At 66.3% G+C, this 18,312-nt stretch carries 15 protein-coding genes; 9 read left to right on the plus strand and 6 right to left on the minus strand.

Features of this window, described 5'->3' with window-relative positions:
* The first annotated feature begins 79 nt into the window (after window positions 1–79).
* The 5 genes from pta to NNX38_RS00390 all read left to right on the plus strand — a co-directional run bounded on the left by pta (window position 80) and on the right by NNX38_RS00390 (window position 6,803).
* Entirely contained in the window at window positions 80–2,152 is a 2,073-nt protein-coding gene (gene pta, locus NNX38_RS00370) for a phosphate acetyltransferase (protein WP_255796210.1), read from the plus strand.
* A complete protein-coding gene (locus tag NNX38_RS00375; RefSeq protein ID WP_255796211.1) occupies window positions 2,153–3,298 on the plus strand; it encodes an acetate/propionate family kinase in 1,146 nt (381 codons plus the stop codon).
* A gap of 119 nt (window positions 3,299–3,417) precedes the next feature.
* Complete coding sequence (locus NNX38_RS00380) at window positions 3,418–3,891, plus strand: hypothetical protein (RefSeq protein WP_255796212.1); 474 nt, start codon at window positions 3,418–3,420, stop codon at window positions 3,889–3,891.
* 140 nt (window positions 3,892–4,031) lie between these two features.
* A complete protein-coding gene (locus NNX38_RS00385; RefSeq protein WP_255796213.1) occupies window positions 4,032–5,219 on the plus strand; it encodes a zinc-dependent alcohol dehydrogenase in 1,188 nt (395 codons plus the stop codon).
* Window positions 5,220–5,456: 237 nt separating this feature from the next.
* Window positions 5,457–6,803: an MFS transporter gene (locus NNX38_RS00390; protein WP_255796214.1), complete on the plus strand. Its 1,347-nt coding sequence runs from the start codon at window positions 5,457–5,459 to the stop codon at window positions 6,801–6,803.
* A 7-nt stretch (window positions 6,804–6,810) separates the two neighbouring features.
* Here NNX38_RS00390 and NNX38_RS00395 read toward each other — a convergent pair whose 3' ends face one another.
* The 3 genes from NNX38_RS00395 to NNX38_RS00405 are packed head-to-tail and all read right to left on the minus strand — an operon-like array spanning window position 6,811 to window position 9,584.
* Window positions 6,811–7,329: a metallophosphoesterase gene (locus NNX38_RS00395; RefSeq protein WP_255796215.1), complete on the minus strand. Its 519-nt coding sequence runs from the start codon at window positions 7,327–7,329 to the stop codon at window positions 6,811–6,813.
* 3 nt (window positions 7,330–7,332) lie between these two features.
* On the minus strand, window positions 7,333–7,728 hold the full coding sequence (locus NNX38_RS00400; RefSeq protein WP_255796216.1) for a hypothetical protein: 396 nt from the start codon (window positions 7,726–7,728) through the stop codon (window positions 7,333–7,335).
* Entirely contained in the window at window positions 7,725–9,584 is a 1,860-nt protein-coding gene (locus NNX38_RS00405; RefSeq protein ID WP_255796217.1) for a glycoside hydrolase family 15 protein, read from the minus strand. The genes NNX38_RS00400 and NNX38_RS00405 overlap by 4 nt, the downstream gene beginning before the upstream one ends.
* 229 nt (window positions 9,585–9,813) lie before the next feature.
* On the opposite strand from NNX38_RS00405, the gene NNX38_RS00410 reads away from it, so the two are divergent.
* Window positions 9,814–11,019, plus strand: coding sequence for a DUF445 domain-containing protein (locus NNX38_RS00410; RefSeq protein ID WP_255796735.1), 1,206 nt, complete (start codon window positions 9,814–9,816; stop codon window positions 11,017–11,019).
* An 89-nt stretch (window positions 11,020–11,108) separates the two neighbouring features.
* Here NNX38_RS00410 and NNX38_RS00415 read toward each other — a convergent pair whose 3' ends face one another.
* From NNX38_RS00415 to NNX38_RS00425, 3 genes are all read right to left on the minus strand, one after another.
* Window positions 11,109–11,861 carry a hypothetical protein gene (locus tag NNX38_RS00415; protein ID WP_370646342.1) on the minus strand — a complete coding sequence of 251 codons (753 nt, stop codon included), beginning with the start codon at window positions 11,859–11,861 and terminating at the stop codon, window positions 11,109–11,111.
* Window positions 11,862–12,018: 157 nt separating this feature from the next.
* The gene (locus NNX38_RS00420) at window positions 12,019–12,294 is read right to left on the minus strand and encodes a GlsB/YeaQ/YmgE family stress response membrane protein (RefSeq protein ID WP_255791428.1); all 276 of its coding nucleotides are present in this window, start codon (window positions 12,292–12,294) and stop codon (window positions 12,019–12,021) included.
* A gap of 170 nt (window positions 12,295–12,464) precedes the next feature.
* Window positions 12,465–13,097 (minus strand): alpha/beta hydrolase, encoded by a 633-nt coding sequence (locus tag NNX38_RS00425; protein ID WP_255796218.1) that lies wholly within the window; start codon window positions 13,095–13,097, stop codon window positions 12,465–12,467.
* A 244-nt stretch (window positions 13,098–13,341) separates the two neighbouring features.
* Between NNX38_RS00425 and NNX38_RS00430 the strand changes: the two genes are divergently transcribed.
* Genes NNX38_RS00430 through ptsP form a run of 3 tightly spaced genes read left to right on the plus strand, consistent with a single transcriptional unit; the run spans window position 13,342 to window position 18,312 of the window.
* Complete coding sequence (locus tag NNX38_RS00430; RefSeq protein WP_255796219.1) at window positions 13,342–14,391, plus strand: 1-phosphofructokinase family hexose kinase; 1,050 nt, start codon at window positions 13,342–13,344, stop codon at window positions 14,389–14,391.
* Entirely contained in the window at window positions 14,391–16,580 is a 2,190-nt protein-coding gene (locus tag NNX38_RS00435) for a fructose-specific PTS transporter subunit EIIC (RefSeq protein WP_255796220.1), read from the plus strand. The genes NNX38_RS00430 and NNX38_RS00435 overlap by 1 nt, the downstream gene beginning before the upstream one ends.
* Before the next feature lie 31 nt (window positions 16,581–16,611).
* Window positions 16,612–18,312 carry a phosphoenolpyruvate--protein phosphotransferase gene (ptsP, locus tag NNX38_RS00440; protein ID WP_255796737.1) on the plus strand — a complete coding sequence of 567 codons (1,701 nt, stop codon included), beginning with the start codon at window positions 16,612–16,614 and terminating at the stop codon, window positions 18,310–18,312.

The following is an 18,312-nucleotide window of genomic DNA, read 5'->3' on the forward strand; positions in this document are numbered from 1 at the left end:
GATGGATATGACGTACGCCACTCGCTTGTCAGGGGCGGCTAACCCAGGTTTCATCCCGGCAACGAACGGACAAGCAGCTATGGCCCGCGGAATCTATGTAAGCGCCATGACGCCCGGATCCGGCAAATCCCTGATCAGTCTGGGGCTGGCGGACATGCTCGGCCGGCATGCAGACCGGGTTGGCTTCTTCCGGCCGATCGTCGAGGGCGACCATCCGGCGCAGGATCCCATGGTGGAGCTGATGCAGCGCCGCTTCAACCTTGGTCCGGCCACCTGCCGCGGCGGCCTCACCCGGGCACAGCTGCGTGCGCTGCTGGTTGCCGGAGAGCGGGGCGAGGTCGATGCCCGCTGCCTGGCCGTCTACAGCGAAATTGCCGCGAACTGCGATGTCGTCATTGTCGAAGGCACCGACCTCTCCGGGCACGACGTCGCCCTGGAGTTCGATCTCAACGCCCGGCTGGCCAATGACCTGGGCACTGTCGTGCTCGCCGTCGTCAACGCCCAGGAAACCACGGCGGCGGAGACGGCCGACGCCGTCGACGTGGCCCGCCGCCAATTGGCCGACGCGAAGTGCGACCTGCTGGCCGTGATGGTCAACCGGGCAGCACCGTCCGACGTCGAGGCCATCACCGCCGCCATCCGGCCCGGACAGAGCGGCCGGCCGGTCTACGTCATTCCCGAACAGAGTGAAATCTCCCAGCCGTCGATCGCCGAAGTGCAGACGGCGCTGCAGGCCCGCCAGGTGGCCGGCAGCGCCAACCTTGAACGCGACGTTTCCGCGGTCAAGGTGGCCGCCATGACCGTGGGGAACTTCATCCCCCAGCTCTCGGACGGGACCCTGGTGATCGTCCCCGCCGACCGCGCGGACGTTATGGTCGCCACCCTGGCGTCCTCCTTCTCCTCCGACTTTCCCGTCGCCAGCGGCATGATCCTCACCGGGGGCATCGACGTGGAACCGGCCATTCTGGGACTGCTGGCCTCGGCACCCTTTCCCGTCTTCGAAGTCGGGACGGACACCTATGTCACCGCTCGCCGGGTCAGCCGGGTCCGCGGCGAGATTTCCAGCGGAAACCGGCGGAAGGTTGCTGCAGCGCTGGGCACCTGGTCTCGACATGTGGATGAGGCAGAGATGCTGGAACGCCTGGCACTACCCCGTCCTGCCACCACCACTCCGCTGCGCTTCCTCAACGAGCTGATCGTGCGGGCCCGTACCAGCCGGCAGCGGATCGTACTGCCGGAAGGGTTGGACCTGCGGGTGCTGCAGGCGGCGGAGATCCTCAGCCGGCGGGACGTCTGTGCCCTGACGGTACTGGGACCTGAGGGCCAGATCCGCGAGCTGGCAGCAAGCCAAGGCGTTGACCTTTCCAACATCAACCTCATCAACCCGGCGACCAGTGCCCTGCGCGAAGAATTCGCCAGGGAATACGCCACACTCCGTAAGCACAAGGGCGTATCCCTGGAAGACGCCAACGAACGTATGCTCCACGGGGCATATTTCGGCACCATGATGGTGCAGCTGGGCAGGATGGACGGCATGGTCTCCGGCGCAGCCCACACCACTGCCAACACCATCCGGCCCGCACTGGAGTTCATCCGGACCCGGGAAGGCGTCAAGATTGTCTCCTCGGTGTTCCTGATGCTGCTGGAAGACCGCGTCCTTGTTTACGGCGACTGCGCGGTGAACCCGGACCCGGACGCCGAGCAGCTGGCGGACATCGCCTTGGCCTCCGCCGCAACCGCCGAACAGTTCGGAGTCACGCCGCGGGTCGCCATGCTCTCCTACTCCACCGGCTCCTCCGGAACGGGCGGCTCGGTGGAACGCGTACGGCAGGCCACCGAGCTGGTCCGCCGTGCCCGCCCGGACCTCCCGGTGGAAGGACCCATCCAGTACGACGCCGCCGTCGACGCCTCCGTAGCCGCCTCCAAGGCGCCGGGCTCCTCGGTGGCGGGACAGGCCACGGTGTTCATCTTCCCCGACCTGAATACCGGAAATAACACCTATAAGGCCGTCCAGCAGTCCGCCGGAGCCGTGGCCGTGGGCCCGATCCTGCAGGGCCTGCGCAAACCGGTCAACGACCTCAGCCGCGGCTGCACCGTTGAGGACATCGTGAACACCGTAGCCATCACCGCGGTGCAGGCACAGGAGGATTAAATGCTGGTTCTTGTCATCAATTCCGGTTCCTCTTCGCTGAAGTACCAGGTTCGGGAGACCAACACCCAGGAGCTGCTGGCCAAGGGCATCATTGACCGGATCGGCGACGTGGTTCCGGACCACGCCTCCGCACTGGAAAAACTCAGCAGCCGGCTCCGCGACGAACTGGACGGACGCACCATCGACGCCGTGGGGCATCGGGTGGTGCACGGCGGGGAACGCTTCAGCGAACCCGTGCTGGTCAACAACGAAATTGTCCGCTCAATTGAACGGCTCAGCCCGCTGGCCCCGCTGCACAACCCCGCGAGCGCCATGGGTATCCGCGCCGTCCATGACAAGTGGCCGAAGATCCCGCAGGTGGCCGTCTTCGACACCGCTTTCCACCGCACCCTGCCCGAACACGCCTGGCGCTACGCCCTGCCCGACAGCCTGTACCGGCGCCACGGCATCCGTCGCTACGGCTTCCACGGCACCAGCTACGCCTACGTGGCACCGGCCGCTGCACGGTTCCTGGGCATTGAGCCTGCAGAGTTCGACGGCGTGATCGCCCATCTGGGCAACGGAGCCTCGGTGGCGGCCATCAAGGGCGGCAGGAGCATCGACACGTCCATGGGATTCACCCCGCTGGAGGGCCTGGTGATGGGCACCCGCAGCGGAGACGTTGACCCGTCGATCCTCATTTTCCTGGCCCGCCAGGGGTACGACGCCGATGCCCTGGACAACCTGCTCAACCGGGAGTCCGGGCTGCGGGCCCTGGCCGGAGAGTCGGACATGCGCGGCATCGAGGAAGCGGCCGACAACGGTAATGAGCAGGCCCGGCTGGCCCTGACCGTGGCCGCCTACCGGCTGGCCAAGTACATCGGCGGCTACCACGTGGCCGTCGGCGGCGCGCAGGCGGTGGTTTTCACTGCGGGGATCGGCGAAAACGGCTGGAGTTTCCGCCAGCTGGTGGTGGACCAGCTGGGTCCCCTCGGCATCCAGCTCGACACCGAAGCCAATCTTGCAACCGGCAAGCAGGCCCGGCGGATCAGCACGCCCGACTCCGCGATTCCCGTCCTCGTGGTGCCCACCGACGAAGAGGAAGCCATTGCGGAGGCGACCGCCGCCGTCGTCGAACGCCACACGGAATCCGCTGCTACGTTCTAAGCGTTTGCAACCGAAATCCGCCAAAAAGGAAAGAACGGCAGACAGCGGGACATCCGCGTTGGTACGGTTGCAGACCCGGTTAAGCAGCGGCCGGGAATACCTGTCGGCGTGGAGAAGACATGGAAAAGCCGCTTCGTGTCCTGGTCCGGATAGATACGCGGAATGCAGCAGCCTCGATTGAAGTCCGCGGAGCACTCACAGGCGCCAGCTGCGGGACCCTGCTGAACATCCTCCAGCACACCGCCACCCTCGGCGCCGATATCTGCGTGAACCTCACGCGCACCGCCCGGATCGAAGCCGCTGCCTTGGAGGTGCTTGCCGGGGTCGCGGACGACGTCGAGCGCTCGGCGCCTGCCCACCTGCAGCTGCGCGTGCACATCCAGCTTCCACCGGATGCCCTGCCCGGCCATCCGACCGCCGGCAGCCTTCCCCCGGGGAGCCAGGAAGCACTGGATAACGAGACTGCACTGGAAATGATCCTGCGCCGGGACACCCGGGTCCTTGCCGGACTCCGCGAAACCGCCCCCAGGGACACCGCGGTACCCGCCGGAACCGCTCCGCGGTGGCGTAGCCTGCCGGCCCGGCCCTCCTAGCCGGCCCGCAAACCCCTTCCGCCCCGCCGAAGGCATTCTGCCCGAGAAAACACCTGTTTTGTCAGTACGCTTATGAATTGACACAATGGGAGTTAGTTCTTTCAACGCACTTCAGAATGCAACCAGCAGGAGGATCGCACGTGAAAGCAGTTACATGGCAGGGTAAAGAGTCCGTCAGCGTCGAGGTAGTTCCGGATCCGGTGATCCAGGAACCCACCGACGCGATCATCCGCGTCACCTCCACCGCGGTCTGTGGATCAGATCTCCACCTGTACGGCGTGCTGATGCCGTACATGAAGCCGGGTGACATCCTCGGCCATGAGTCCATGGGCATCGTGGAAGAGGTCGGCTCGGCAGTCACCAATCTAAAGAAGGGCGACCGCGTGGTCATCCCCTTCCAGATTGCCTGCGGCAGCTGTTTCATGTGCCGCCAGGGCCTGCAGACCCAGTGTGAAGTCACCCAGGTCCGCGAAAAGGGAATGGGTGCCCAGCTGTTCGGCTTCTCGGAGCTCTACGGTTCCGTTCCGGGCGGCCAGGCGGAATACCTGCGCGTGCCGCATGCTGACTACGGCCCCATCAAGGTCGGCTCGGAACTGCCGGACCACCGTTACCTGTTCCTCTCCGACATCCTGCCCACCGCCTGGCAGGGCGTGCAGTACGCCAACGTGCCCGACGGCGGCACCCTGGCCGTCTACGGCCTGGGACCGGTTGGCCAGTTTGCTGCCCGCATCGGCACCCACCTCGGCTACCGCGTCATCGCCGTGGAGCCCGAGGAGGAGCGCCGGAAGCTCGCTGCACAGTACGGCGTCGAGGTGCTGGACCTGCACAAGGACGTAGCCGACGAGCTGCGTGAAATGACCGACGGCCGCGGCCCGGATTCCGTAGTGGACGCCGTCGGCATGGAAGCGCACGGCTCCCCGGTCGGCAAGGCTGCGCAGACTGCGGTTGGCCTCCTCCCGGACAAGCTGGCGCAGAAGGCCATGGAAACGGCCGGCACCGACCGGCTCTCCGCCCTGCACGGCGCACTCGACGCCGTCCGCCGCGGCGGAACGGTCTCACTCAGCGGCGTGTACGGCGGCACGGCCAGCCCGATGCCGCTGATGAACATGTTCGACAAGCAGCTGAACCTGCGGATGGGCCAGTGCAACGTCAAGCGCTGGGTTGATGACCTGATTCCGCTGGTCGAGGATCCGGCCGACCCGCTGGGCGTGACCAACCTGGTGACCCACCAGGCCGGCCTCGAGGACGCACCGGAGCTGTACCGGAAGTTCCAGCAGAAGGAAGACGGCTGCATCAAGGTTGTTTTCCAGCCCGGCATCCAGAACTAACGGATACCGGATCTGCCCTGAAAAGCCAGGACCCGCCGCAAGGTGCGGGTCCTGGCTTTTGCGGTTAACCGCCCGGGCACCCCGCCCGGAGTGCCCGGGCGGAAGGCTCGCAGATGTAATTCGCACCACACACCCCTGTGGCCCTACACTCATTGAGGTTCCAAAAACGAACACGCGTTCGGTATGCGTACAGCATGGCCGGGCACCCCCACCTCAAGAGCAAGTTAGGTAAGACCCATGGAAATCAAGGAACGCATCGAAGCGGCTCCCATGAAGCGCATGCAGGTCGGCATTGTCGCCATCTGCGTCGCCCTGAACATGATCGACGGCTTTGATGTCCTGGTCATGGCTTTCAGTGCCAACTCGATCAGCGAGCACTGGGACCTCAGCGGTGCCCAGCTGGGCATGCTGCTCTCCTCGGCCCTCTTCGGCATGGCCGTGGGATCCATCCTGGTGGCCCAGGTAGCTGACATCATCGGTCGGCAAAAGACCATCCTGATCTGCGCCCTGGTGATTTCCGCGGGCATGTTCGCCTCCGCGTTCGCTCCCACCTATGAAGTCCTCTTTGTCCTGCGCTTCATCACCGGCCTGGCCATCGGCACCATGCAGGCGAGCCTCAACGTCTTCGTCTCTGAGTACTCCTCGGCCAAACGGCGTTCCACCTCCATCAGCTTCTACAGCGCGGGGCAGCCTATCGGCGGCATGCTGGGCGGCATCATTGCGGGCATCCTGATCGCGGCCTACAGCTGGCATGCGGCGTTCATTTTCGGCGGCATCATCACGCTGGCCATGATTCCGTTCATCCTGAAGCTGCTGCCCGAATCCCTGGACTACCTCATGACCCGGCGTCCTGACGGCGCGCTGGACAAGACCAACCGCATCCTGGCCCGCCTGGACCAGCAGCAGATCACCGAACTGCCCCTCATCCCCAAGGGCACGGCACTGACCGTCGGATCACGCTGGAAGTCCCTGTTCTCCGGCAAGTACGCGGCGACCACCGTCTTCCTGTCCATCGCATTCATGATGCTGATGGCCAGCTTCTACTTCGCGAACTCCTGGACGCCCAAGCTGGTCGCTGCCAGCGGCTTCACGGCGCAGGACGGCATCGACGCCGGCGTGCTCTTCAGCCTCGGCGCGATCATCGGTTCCATTGTCTTCGGACTGATCGCCGCCCGCTTCGCCGTCAAGTGGGTCCTGGTCACGTTCTTTGTCCTCGCCGCAGGCGGCTTCGGCGTGTACGCGGTCTCCACCGGCGCACTGCCCACGGCCCTGCTGGCGGCGGCCCTCCTGGGCTTCCTGGTGAACGCAGGCATCGCCGGCATGTTCTCCATCGGTCCCGTGTACTACTCCTCGGATGTACGGGCCACGGCGGTCGGGTTCATTACCGGCATGGGCCGGGTAGGTGCCATCATCTCCCCGATCGTGGCCGGCTCCCTGATTGACGGCGGCTGGGAACCCGGCAACCTTTACTTCCTCTTCATCGTTCCGATGCTTGTGGGCGGCGGAGCGATCGCCTGCCTGCGCACCAGCCGAAGCAAGGCGGCCGCACCGGCGGCCCTCCGCAAGGACACCGTCCCGGCCTGACCTGCCCCTAGGAACGCCCGATCTCCCGCGGTGGAAGCCGCTGGAGATCGGGCATTATTGTTTTCCCGTCAATTTCCAGCCGCAGATAGGTGCAGAACGGCTGCCGCCGACGGTCCGTGGGGGACCCGGGGTTCAGCAGGCGCATCCCCGCAGGTGTTACGGAGTCCCACGGGATATGGCTGTGGCCGAAGACCAGCAGGTCCGTGTCCGGGAACTGGGCGTCCATCCGCTCTCCGCGCTTTGCGGCGGTACCTGTCTCATGCACGACGGCGAGCCGCACCTCCTCGACCACCGCCCGGGCCACCAGCGGCAGCCGCTTACGCAGCCCGGCGCCGTCGTTGTTGCCGTAACAGGCAATCAGCCGCCGCGAGCGGGACTCGAGCTGGTCGAGCAGCTCCTCGTTCACCCAGTCACCGGCGTGCACCACAATGTCGGCGGCTTCAATGTCCGCCCAGAGGACCTCGGGAAGCACCTTGGCCCGCTTGGGCAGGTGGGTGTCCGAGAGCAGCAGGAGTTGAGTGGCCATCCGCTATTTCCGCAGGTTCCATGCCCACAGGATCAACGGCAGCTGGAGCGGGAGCCGAATACTGTGGATCAGTTTCTCTTTGTCCCCGCCGCGGGGGCCGAAGGCACGCTGCAGGGCAGAGATATGCCCCGCGATGAAGGCAACGTACATGGCCGCCGTCCCCGTTGCCGCCAGCCGCCGGGTGCCCGGCAGCAGCAGTCCGGCCGCGGCCGCAAACTCAATGACTCCGCTGACGTGCGTCCACTGCCGCCGGGTCAGCAGCCCGAACTTCCCCTCGGTATCGGTGCTGATGCTGCGCGGAACCACCGCGTTGTAGAAGCGCGGGTTGCGGAAGTGGTTGACGGCGCTGGTGGTCAGCAGGGCCGCCATGGCCGCTGCTGAGAGCGTCTGTCGGTTCATCGGGTTCCTTCGGTTGGGGGGACGGCCGCGTGCCGGGATGGTGCGGGCGGCGCAGCAGCGACGGCGACGGCGATCGCATCGGCTGCACGGACCAGGGCCAGGTGGGAAAACGCCTGCGGGAAGTTCCCGGCCATGGTGTTGTTTTCTGCATCATATTCCTCACTGAGCAGCCCAAGCTCGTTGGCGTACCCCACCAACTGGTCCATCAGCCGCCGGGCAGAGGGCAGCCGCCCCGTGTGGGCGTACTGCTCCACCAGCCAGAAGCTGCACGCCAGGAAGGGGTTCTCCCCCGCCGCCAGTCCGTCCACCCCGCTATCGGTGGCGTAACGCAGCAGGAGTCCGGAGCCGTTGAGCAGCTCCGCCTCCAGCCGGGCAACCGTGCCCAGCATTTTCTCGTCGTCGTAAGCCACGAAACCCACATGCGGCAACTGGAGCAGGGAAGCATCTACGGTGCCGCTGCCGTAGAACTGGGTGAATGAGTTCAGGGCTGGATCCCAGCCTCGTTCCATCACTTCATCGCGCAGCCCGTCCCGCAGGCCCTCCCAGACCTCCACCGGACCGTCGAGCCCGTAGGCCCTTGCGGCCTTGGCGGCCCGGTCAAAGGCAGCCCACATCATCACCCGTGAGTGGGTGAAGTGCCGGGGCGTCCCGCGCATCTCCCAGATGCCGCGGTCCGGCTCTTCCAGGTGTCTTTCCAGGAAGGTCAGCAGCGCCCGCTGCAGGGGCCAGGAAAAGTGGTCCTCCGGCACGCCCCTGTCCCGCAGCCGGTCCAGGGCCACCATCACTTCGCCCACGACGTCCGCCTGGTACTGCCCCACCGCCCCGTTGCCGATGCGCACGGGTGCGGCTCCGCCATAGCCGGGAAACTGCGGGAGGATCCGCTCGGGCAGTTCCCGGCCCCCGTCCACGGCGTACATGATCTGCAGGTCCTCCGGATCTCCGGCGACGGCGCGCAGGAGCCAGCTGCGCCACTGCAGGGCCTCGTCCTGGTAGCCGTGGGTCATCATGGCTTCGAGCGTCAGGGCGGCATCCCGCAGCCAGCAGTACCGGTAGTCCCAGTTCCGGTCCCCTCCCGCAGCCTCGGGCAGGGAGGTGGTGGGAGCGGCGACAATCCCGCCCGTGTCCTCATGGGTCAGGGCACGCAGGACCAGCAGGGAACGCCGCACCGCCTTCTCATAGGGGACGTCCCGCAGGAAGCGTCCGTCCCAGTCCTGCCAGTAGGCGGTGGTCCTGATCAGGGCGGCGTCCACATCCATTTTGGGCGGCACCGGCCGGTGCGAGGGGTACCAGGTGAGGTCCAGGTCCACGCATTCCCCGGCCCGGACGGTGAAACGGCCTACGTGGCGGTGGTTGTCCGCGTCCGGCAGGCTCGGCCCGCGCAGGACCAGGGCACCGGGGCCGGCTATGGCGGAAAGGTGCTCGCCGCCGTCGTCCCACCCCCGGAAAACCCAGGGAATGACCGTGCCGTAATCAAAACGGATTTCCAGTTCCTGCCGCATCTCCACACTGCCGCTCAGGCCCTCGATCCGCCTGATAAGGGACGCCCGCCGGTCCTTCACCGGCATGAAATCCGTGACCCGAACCGCACCGGTGGGCGTCTGCCAGTGGGTCCGCAGCACGAAGGTGGACTCCACGTACCCGCGGTGCGTTACCGTCGCAGCAGTATCTTCCGGGGCCAGCAGCCACCGGCCGTGGTCGCTGCTCCCGAGCAGCGCACCGAACACCGACGGCGAATCGAACCGCGGCAGGCAAAGCCAGTCCATGCTGCCGGTCCGCGAGATGAGGGCTCCGGTATGCAGGTCCGAAACCAGCGCATAATCCTCTATGGGGGATGCCATGGCACTACTCAACCACACGGTGCCGAGTCCTCAGCTCGTAGCGCAGCTGCGGCAATCACTGGTTAGATTGGGGTGGTCCCGCACGGAGGTTCCTTACGGCGGATCGGCAAGCGGGACCGGCACTGGATTAGGGAGCGGTATTGGAACACGCGTCAACCTCGAAGATGTCCTTCTCCGTGAAGGAGGTGCACGCGTGAGCGTGGTTGCCCAGCCCACCGATGAGCAGCGCGCCTATGCCCTGCGGCGCATGAAGATGCTCGCCACCGGCCTGCTGATCCTCCTGGCCGTTATCTTCCTCTTTTCCTTCGCACTGCAGGACAGGTACCCGTGGCTGGAATACGTCCGCGCAGCAGCGGAGGGCGGCATGGTGGGCGCCCTTGCCGACTGGTTCGCGGTTACCGCCCTGTTCAAGCATCCGATGGGTGTGAAGATCCCGCACACGGCCATCATCCCCGAGAAGAAGGACCAGATCGGGGCGTCGCTGGGCCAGTTCGTGGAACAGAACTTCCTGGCCGAGGACATCATCCGGGCCAAGCTCGATTCCATGCACGTCGCAGCGAAGGCAGGCGCCTGGCTGGCCCGGCCGGAGGGGGCCGAACGCGTCGCCACCGAAGGTGCCGCCGCCATCCGCGGGGCCCTGCGGGTACTCGACGACGACGCGGTCCGCGACGTCCTGGAATCCATGTTCCGCCGCCATGTGGTGGATCCGCAGTGGGGGCCGCCGGCCGGCAAAATGGCCCAGCGGATCTTCGAGGAGGGCCACCACCACCAGCTGGTAAACCTGATTGTGGACAGCCTCGCTGACTGGGTCCTGGCCAACCCGGAAGTGATCGGCCGGCTGGTAACCGAGCGTTCGCCGTCGTGGGTTCCCGCCTTCGTGGATGACCTGGTCGGCGACCGCGTGCAGATCCAGGCCGAACGGTTCCTGATCGATGTGCAGGAAAACCCCAACCACCAGCTGCGCGTGGCATTGGACAACTACCTCACCGGAGTGGCCCGGGACCTGCAGGAGGATCCCAAGACCATGGCCAAGGCCGATGCCGTGAAGGAGCAGGTGCTGGATGACCCGCGGGTGCGCGAGTTGATGACCTCCACCTGGACCACCATCAAGAACGCGCTGATGACGGCCTCGGATGACCCGGACAGCGAACTCACCCGGAACTTCAAGTCCGCACTGCAGGACTTCGGCACGCGGCTGATCAACGAGCCGGAGCTCGCGGCCAAGGTGAACGGCTACGTGGCAGACGCTGCGGGATACCTGGTCCGCACGTACAGCAACGACATTGCCGCCGTCATTACCGAGACGGTCGAGAACTGGGATGCGCAGGAAACCTCGGAGAAGATCGAACTGCAGGTCGGCAAGGACCTGCAGTTCATTCGAATCAACGGCACAGTGGTTGGTTCGCTGGCCGGGCTGGCAATCTTCACCATCGCCACGGCTGTGTTCGGCTGAACCCCGTATTCGGGTAAGCAGGCACGCTTTAGCCAGGAAAGGCCCGCCGGCATGCCGGCGGGCCTTTCGCAGTTCCGGGGAGGCTGCGCCTAGGCTGACTTCTCCAGCTGGTCCAGTTCTCCTGCCAGCTGTCCGGGGATCGACGTCGGCGGTTCACCGAAGGCGGCCCGGGTCGCCTTGATAACACCCTTGCCCATGGCCCGGTTGCCCACGCCGCCGACGACGGCGCCCACACCCAGCGGCAGGGCACGTCCGAGCAGGGCGGTACCCTGGCGGGCCATGACCCGCTTGAGGAACTGCTTGCGGATGCTGCCGCCCACCGAGCCCATCAGGCCGGAAGGCATGCTGCCCATGCTGCTGCCCCAGGCCTGCGCGGTTCCGCGGCCGGAAAGGGACTGCATCATGGACGTCCCTTCCTCGCCCAGCATGATGGCCATGACCATGGTCCGGGACTTCTCCGGATCGGCCAGCCGGACTCCGTGCAGCTCAGCCACAGACTGTGCGTACAGGGCTGTCGCCTCGAGGAAACCAACCGTCGCTGCTGCTGACAGGCCAAGTGCCGCGACGGTTCCCACGCCTGGAACCACGGCGGTGGCACCGATGGCTGCGCCGCCGCCGGTCACCGCGTTGAGGTAGTGCCGGTCCAGGATGCTGATCAGCTCGGCGGCGTTGGCGGACGGGTTCTTGCGCTGCATCCTGCGGATGTTCGCCAGCACCAGAGGCCGCTGCACTTCGACGGCACGCTCGATGGCCTTCACGACCTGCGGCTTGGGCTTGCCGTCCGCACCCATAGTGGCTCGTCCGGCCAGTTTGGCTGCGGGATTGAACTTACGTCGCTTCACAGAACTCTCCTTGGGGAAATCCGGTACGGGCTACACGCCTACGGTATTACTTCAACGCCAACGGTTTTACCTAAAGCAAAGGGCGGGGTCCGGCGGAAGATTCCGCCGGGGCCCCGCCCTCTAAATCAACGCCGCGTCAGCGGCGCTTACGCGCTAATTAGGCGCGGTTGCCGCTCTTGCGGGTAACGAAGCCGTAGATCACCAGAACGATGAGTGCGCCGACGATTGCCAGGACCCAGGTCCACAGGTTCGTCAGGCTGAAGAGCTCTCCACCGTTGTTGAAGAGGAGGCCGCCGAGCCAGCTACCCAGAAGGGCGCCGATAACGCCCAGAACCAGAGTGGCGATCCAGCCGCCGCCCTGACGACCCGGGAGGATCATCTTTGCAATTGCACCTGCGATGAGACCAAGAATAAGGAACGCAATGAAACCCATGAGATTCTCCTTGCTATGTGAGTGACAGTGATTTGAAGCACGACCTTGTGAGCCACGCTTTCCTCCAGACTACTTGATCAGCAACCTTAGCTCGTAGTCCGAGGGGAATTCCTCTTCAACTGGGTGTGTGTTAGGTACCGCGGGCGTGTGCCGATTCTGCCTATTCTGCCTCACGGCGTGTCGGAGGCAAGGTACCGCCGGAGGAAGACCGCTACATCGGTGATTTCACTCGTACCGATGGAATGCCCCATTCCCGAATAGGTCCGCGCCGTCAGCGCCGCATTCTCGTCAAGCCACTGCGCGGTGTAATCCACGGCGTCTGCGTTAATCACCCAGTCCTGCCGGTCCCGCCCCCAGAAGAACGGCACCCGGACGGGCAGCGGTTCCGCCGCGGCGAGGAGTTCGTTGCGGGCAATAAAACCGGAAAGGCCGACGACGGCGCGGAAATCCTTCGGCCTCAGCCGCAGCAGCGTGCCTGCCATGGCCATGCCCTGGGAGAATCCCACCAGCGACATTCCGGTGAACCCGTATTCCGTCCGGGTCCGGTCCAGCCAGGCCAGCAGCGAGAGGGCCGATTCCAGGACTTCGGTGGTGTCCGAGTTCAGGAGCGGATCCAGCAGAAACCATCCGCTGGCTCCGCCCACGTCCAAGGGTCCCCGCACGGCGGCTCCGACAGCAGAAGCCGGCAGGGCGATGAAGAGCCGCTCCATTGCCTGCTCGCCGGACCCGTAGCCGTGCAGAAAGACCACCAGTTCGCGCCCCCGGCGTCGCTCTGCCGGCTCGGACCACGTTACGTTTTCCATCGGTTCAGCGTAGCGCCGCACCCCGTTTACAGGCCGTCGGCGCGGCCTCGCCCGGCGGCCATTGCCACGGGTGGTGCGGCAAAAGTAAAGTCGCATCAGCGCATAAACGTGGCCATCGCCACAGATCGCGGGCGTTCATGTATCCAAGCAGAAGCCACCTAAAGTACCGGGAACCGCACCGGCCAGCAGTTCCACTCCCTACAGCGGCCGGCCCTGGCAGGCACGGCCTGGACGGATCCCCTTCATGATCCTCACGCTCACTGCCAATCCCAGCCTCGACCGCACCGTTTCGCTTCCCGGCGCACTGGAGCGGGGAGCCGTCCAGCGTGCCGTTGCCGCGGGGGAAGAACCGGGAGGCAAGGGCGTAAACGTCTCCCGGGCCTTGACCGTCTCCGGCGTCCGGTCCGTCGCCGTCCTTCCCGGCGCCGACGCCGATCCGGTCATGACCGGATTGCGGCAGGCCGGAGTCGAGTACCTGAACCTGCCCATCGAGGCGCCGCTGCGCAGCAACATCACGCTCACGGAGCCGGACGGCACCACCACCAAGATCAATGCTCCCGGTCCGCCGCTGAAGCCGGTGGAGCAGGAAGCACTGATCGCCCTGCTGGTAGGGGCCTGCACTGCCGGCGACAGCGGCCCGGGTTCCTGGCTGGTGCTGGCCGGGTCGCTCCCCCCGGAAGTACCGCCGGACTTTTACGCTTCGGTGGCCCACACTGTGAGGGACCGGCTGGGGGCCCAGGCACCGCGCATAGCCATCGATTCCTCCGGACCGCCCCTCATGGGCGCGCTGCTGCACGGAGCGGAGCCGGACCTGCTTAAACCCAATGCCGAGGAACTCGCCGAAGCGACGGGGTTCTCCTCCGAAGCGGAACTGGAAGCGGACCCCCTGCTGGCGGCGCGGGCGGCGGGGATGCTGATTGAACGCGGCGTCGGCGCCGTGCTTGCCACCCTGGGCGCGAGGGGGGCACTGCTGGTCACCGCCTCCGGAAGCTGGCTGGCCACCCGGCCGCCCGTGCAGGCCCGCTCGACGGTTGGCGCCGGGGATTCGGCCCTGGCCGGGTACCTGCTGGCCGAGGTCGCCGGTGCGGCCCCGCCGGACTGCCTCAGGCAGGCGGTGGCCCACGGGGCTGCTGCGGCCTCCCTTCCCGGAACCACTGTTCCCGCCGTGGCAGCTACTGATCCCGGAGCGGTAACGGTCACCACCCTCGACGGCACAGGCGGCGGTACCCCGCGGGGACCCGCGGCCGCCGGGAGCGCCACCGCTCCGCCGTCGTCTTCTAAGGAGGAAAGCTGATGTCGGACCTCATTACGCCGGACCTGGTCACGTTGGACGAGGATCTAGGCACGGACAAGAGCACTGTCATCGCCCATCTGGCCCGGGGCGTGGTAGCCGCGGGCCGGGCGACCAGCTACGAAGACCTCTATGCGGATGCGATGGGCCGCGAATCGAAGACCGCCACCGGTGTGCCCGGCGGCATTGCGATTCCGCACTGCCGATCCGCGGCGGTCACCAGACCGACGCTCGCCATGGCACGGATTCGTCCCGCTGTGGACTGGGGAGCGAAGGACGGCCCCGCCGACATCGTCTTTTTCATTGCTGCTCCGGAAGGAGCGGACCAGGAGCACCTCCAACTGCTCGCAAAGCTGGCCCGGTCCCTCATCCGTAAGGACTTCACCGCCTCCCTGCGTGCGGCTACTTCGCCGGTACAGATCGTGGAACTGGTCGACGGAGCCCTCGGGCTCGGCCCCGCACCTGACAGCGCCGGAAGCGCTGCCGGTTCGGGCGGCGCCGCTGCGGCGGGCACGGCCACCGGCGCCACGGCCGTGGGCAGCAACGCCGGCTCCCGCGACGGAGGCAGCAACGCCGGCTCCCGCGACGGGGGCCAAGCGGGCGGAACCGCCGACGGCGGACACGGAGCCGACGCTCCTGCCTCCGCCGGCGGCACCGGGGCGACCCACACGGACACCTCCAGGTCCCGGCATCTGGTCGCCGTCACCGCATGCCCCACCGGCATTGCGCACACCTACATGGCCGCCGATTCCCTCGCCGCGGCGGCTGCCGAGCGCGGCGTCGACCTGCAGGTCGAAACGCAGGGTTCCGCCAAATCCACTCCCTTGGACCCCTCGGTGATCCGCAACGCGGAAGCGGTGATCTTTGCCGTCGACGTCGATGTCCGGGACAAGGGGCGCTTCGCAGGGAAGCCGTTGATCAGCGGACCGGTGAAACGCGGCATCGACGAGCCTGGCGTGATGATCGACGAAGCCCTCAACGCGGTCAATGACCCGAATGCCCGACGCGTGTCCGGGGGTGGAGGCGGCGGAGAGGAGAACGACGGCGGCTCCGGCTCCGGCGGGGAAGGCTTCGGCGGACAACTCAAGCGGGCGCTGCTTACCGGCGTCAGCTACATGATTCCGTTTGTTGCCGGCGGCGGCCTGCTCATTGCCCTCGGCTTCCTCTTGGGCGGCTACGAGCTCGCCCTGTCGGTCGACGACGTCGCCAACGGCGACCGGATGCTGGACGGTACCTCGATCCTGAATCCGCCGCCGGAAGGCGTGATCCCCTATCTCGGGGCCGTGTTCTGGAAAATCGGCTCCCTGTCCATGGGCTTCCTGGTACCTGCTCTGGCCGGCTACATTGCCTATGCCCTGGCTGACCGACCCGGCATAGCCCCCGGCTTCACTGCGGGAGCCGTGGCGGTGTTCATGGATGCCGGCTTCATCGGCGGCATCATCGGCGGCCTGCTGGCCGGCTACGCGGCCCGGTGGATCGGCGGCTGGAACGTTCCGTCGTGGATGCGGGGGCTGATGCCGGTGGTCATCATTCCCCTTTTGGCGTCGATCATCGCCTCCGGCCTGATGATGCTGGTCCTGGGCGGACCCATAGCTGCCTTGACCATGGGTCTGAACAACTGGTTGACCGGCCTCACCGGGGTGGCGGCCATCGGGCTGGGTATCATCCTTGGCCTGATGATGGGTTCCGATCTTGGTGGTCCGATCAACAAGGTGGCCTACGCGTTTGCCGTGGCCGGGCTCGGGGAAGGCAGCTTCGAGAACCAGGTGCCGTGGGAAATCATGGCAGCGGTCATGGCCGCCGGCATGGTCCCGCCGCTGGGCATGGCATTTGCCTCCACTGTGCTGGCAAAGAACCAGTTCAGCATGGCGCTGCGCGAGAACGGAAAGGCGGCGTGGCTGCTGGGCGCGGCCTTCATCTCGGAGGGCGCCATCCCGTTTGCCGCTTCCGATTTCTTCCGGGTCATTCCGTCCACCATGCTGGGCGGTGCGGTGGCAGGTGCGATCTGCCTGGGCACCGGAGTAACCTCACAGGCACCGCACGGCGGTATCTTCGTGTTCTTCGCCATCGGCAACCTGCTCATGTTCATCGTCGCCATACTGGCAGGAGCAGCAGTTACCGGCTTCGTCTATGTCGCTTTGAAGCGGTACGTAAAGCCCCGGAAAAAGGCGGAGGAACCAGCAATTGCCTAACGCACAGTCGATGAAGAGGAAGGCTTAGATGATGCGGACCATCCAGGGAATCGGAGTCAGTGCCGGACGCGTCCTCGGCCCCTCACGCCGGATGCCGCCTCCGGTGGCCGAGCCTGATGCCGAGGCGAAACCCGCACCGGGCAGCACCGTGGACGGGGAGAAAAGCCGCCTCAAGGATGCCGCTGAAGCAGTTCGGGGGGACCTCAAGCACCGGGCGGAAACCGCCTCGGGCGACGCGAAAGCCGTGTTGGACGCCACGGCCATGATGGCTTCCGATCCGATGCTGCTCAAAGCGGCGGGCAAACACATCAACGCAGGCATGGCCACGGACCGGGCCATCTGGGAAGCGGGCATGGAGGTGGCCGCCATGCTCCAGAGCCTCGGCGGCTACATGGCTGAACGAACCCAGGACGTGCTCGATGTCCGCGCCCGGATTGTCGCCGAGCTGAACGGACTGCCGGCTCCGGGGATTCCGGCTTCCGATGTCCCCTTTATCCTCACGGCCGTGGAGCTGGCACCGGCGGATACGGCAACGTTGGACCCGGCAATGGTGATCGGACTGGTCACCAGCGAGGGCGGCCCGCAGTCCCACACGGCAATCCTCGCCCGCTCCCTGGGCCTGCCCGCCGTCGTCGGAGCGCCCGGCGCGGACGAGGTGCCTGATGGCGCCGAAATCTTTCTCGACGGCGCTGCCGGCACCGTGGTGGTGGAACCCGGGGAAGAGGAACGGGAGGCCGCGCATAAATACGCAGCACGCTCCGCACTCCCGGTATTCAACGGCACGGGGACAACCTCGGACGGCCACAGGGTCCCGTTGCTGGCTAACGTCGGCTCCGGGAAGGACGCCCGGGCCGCGGCGGAAGCAGGTGCCGAGGGAATCGGGTTGCTCCGCACGGAGTTCTGTTTCCTCGGCAGGGATACAGAACCCACCATCGACGAACAGGTTGCCGCGTACGGTGCGGTGTTCGAAGCATTTCCCGGCCGGAAGGTAGTGATCCGGACCCTCGACGCCGGTGCGGATAAGCCGCTCCCGTTCCTGACGGACGCAACGGAACCCAACCCGGCGCTGGGGGTACGCGGTTTCCGGACCGACCGGACCACCCCCGGTGTCCTCGCCCGCCAGCTGGAGGCTATCGCCGCGGCTGCCGGAGCCCACACTGCCGACGTCTGGGTGATGGCCCCGATGGTCTCCACCGCAGAGGAAGCCGCCGACTTCGCCGTGATGTGCGCGGCAGCCGGACTTGGCATGCCCGGAGTGATGGTGGAAGTGCCCTCAGCGGCCATTATGTCCGAAGCCATCCTTTCGCGGGTGCGGTTTGCCAGCCTCGGCACCAATGACCTGACGCAGTACACCATGGCCTCGGACCGGCAGCTGGGTTCGCTGGCAGCACTGAACGACCCGTGGCAGCCGGCTGTCCTGCAGTTGATTTCCGCCACCGTGGCCGGTGCCTCCCGGGCTACGGCCCTGGAACCGGCGGCCGGCGCCAGGACCGTGGGGGTTTGCGGTGAGGCAGCCGCTGACCCCGCACTCGCCGTCGTCCTGGCCGGCATGGGAGTCAACACGTTGTCGATGACGCCCCGGGCACTGTCCAGCGTGGGGGTGGTACTGGCTTCCGTGAGCCTGGAGCAGGCCAAGGAGCTGTCAGCGCGGGCCCTGGCAGCACACTCCGCCGCCGAAGCCCGGACCATTGTCCGCAGCCGGCTGCCCATCCTCGAAGAGCTCGGCCTGTAG

The sequence above is a fragment of the Arthrobacter sp. zg-Y238 genome (assembly GCF_024385525.1).
GTDB classification, from domain to species: domain Bacteria; phylum Actinomycetota; class Actinomycetes; order Actinomycetales; family Micrococcaceae; genus Arthrobacter_B; species Arthrobacter_B jinronghuae.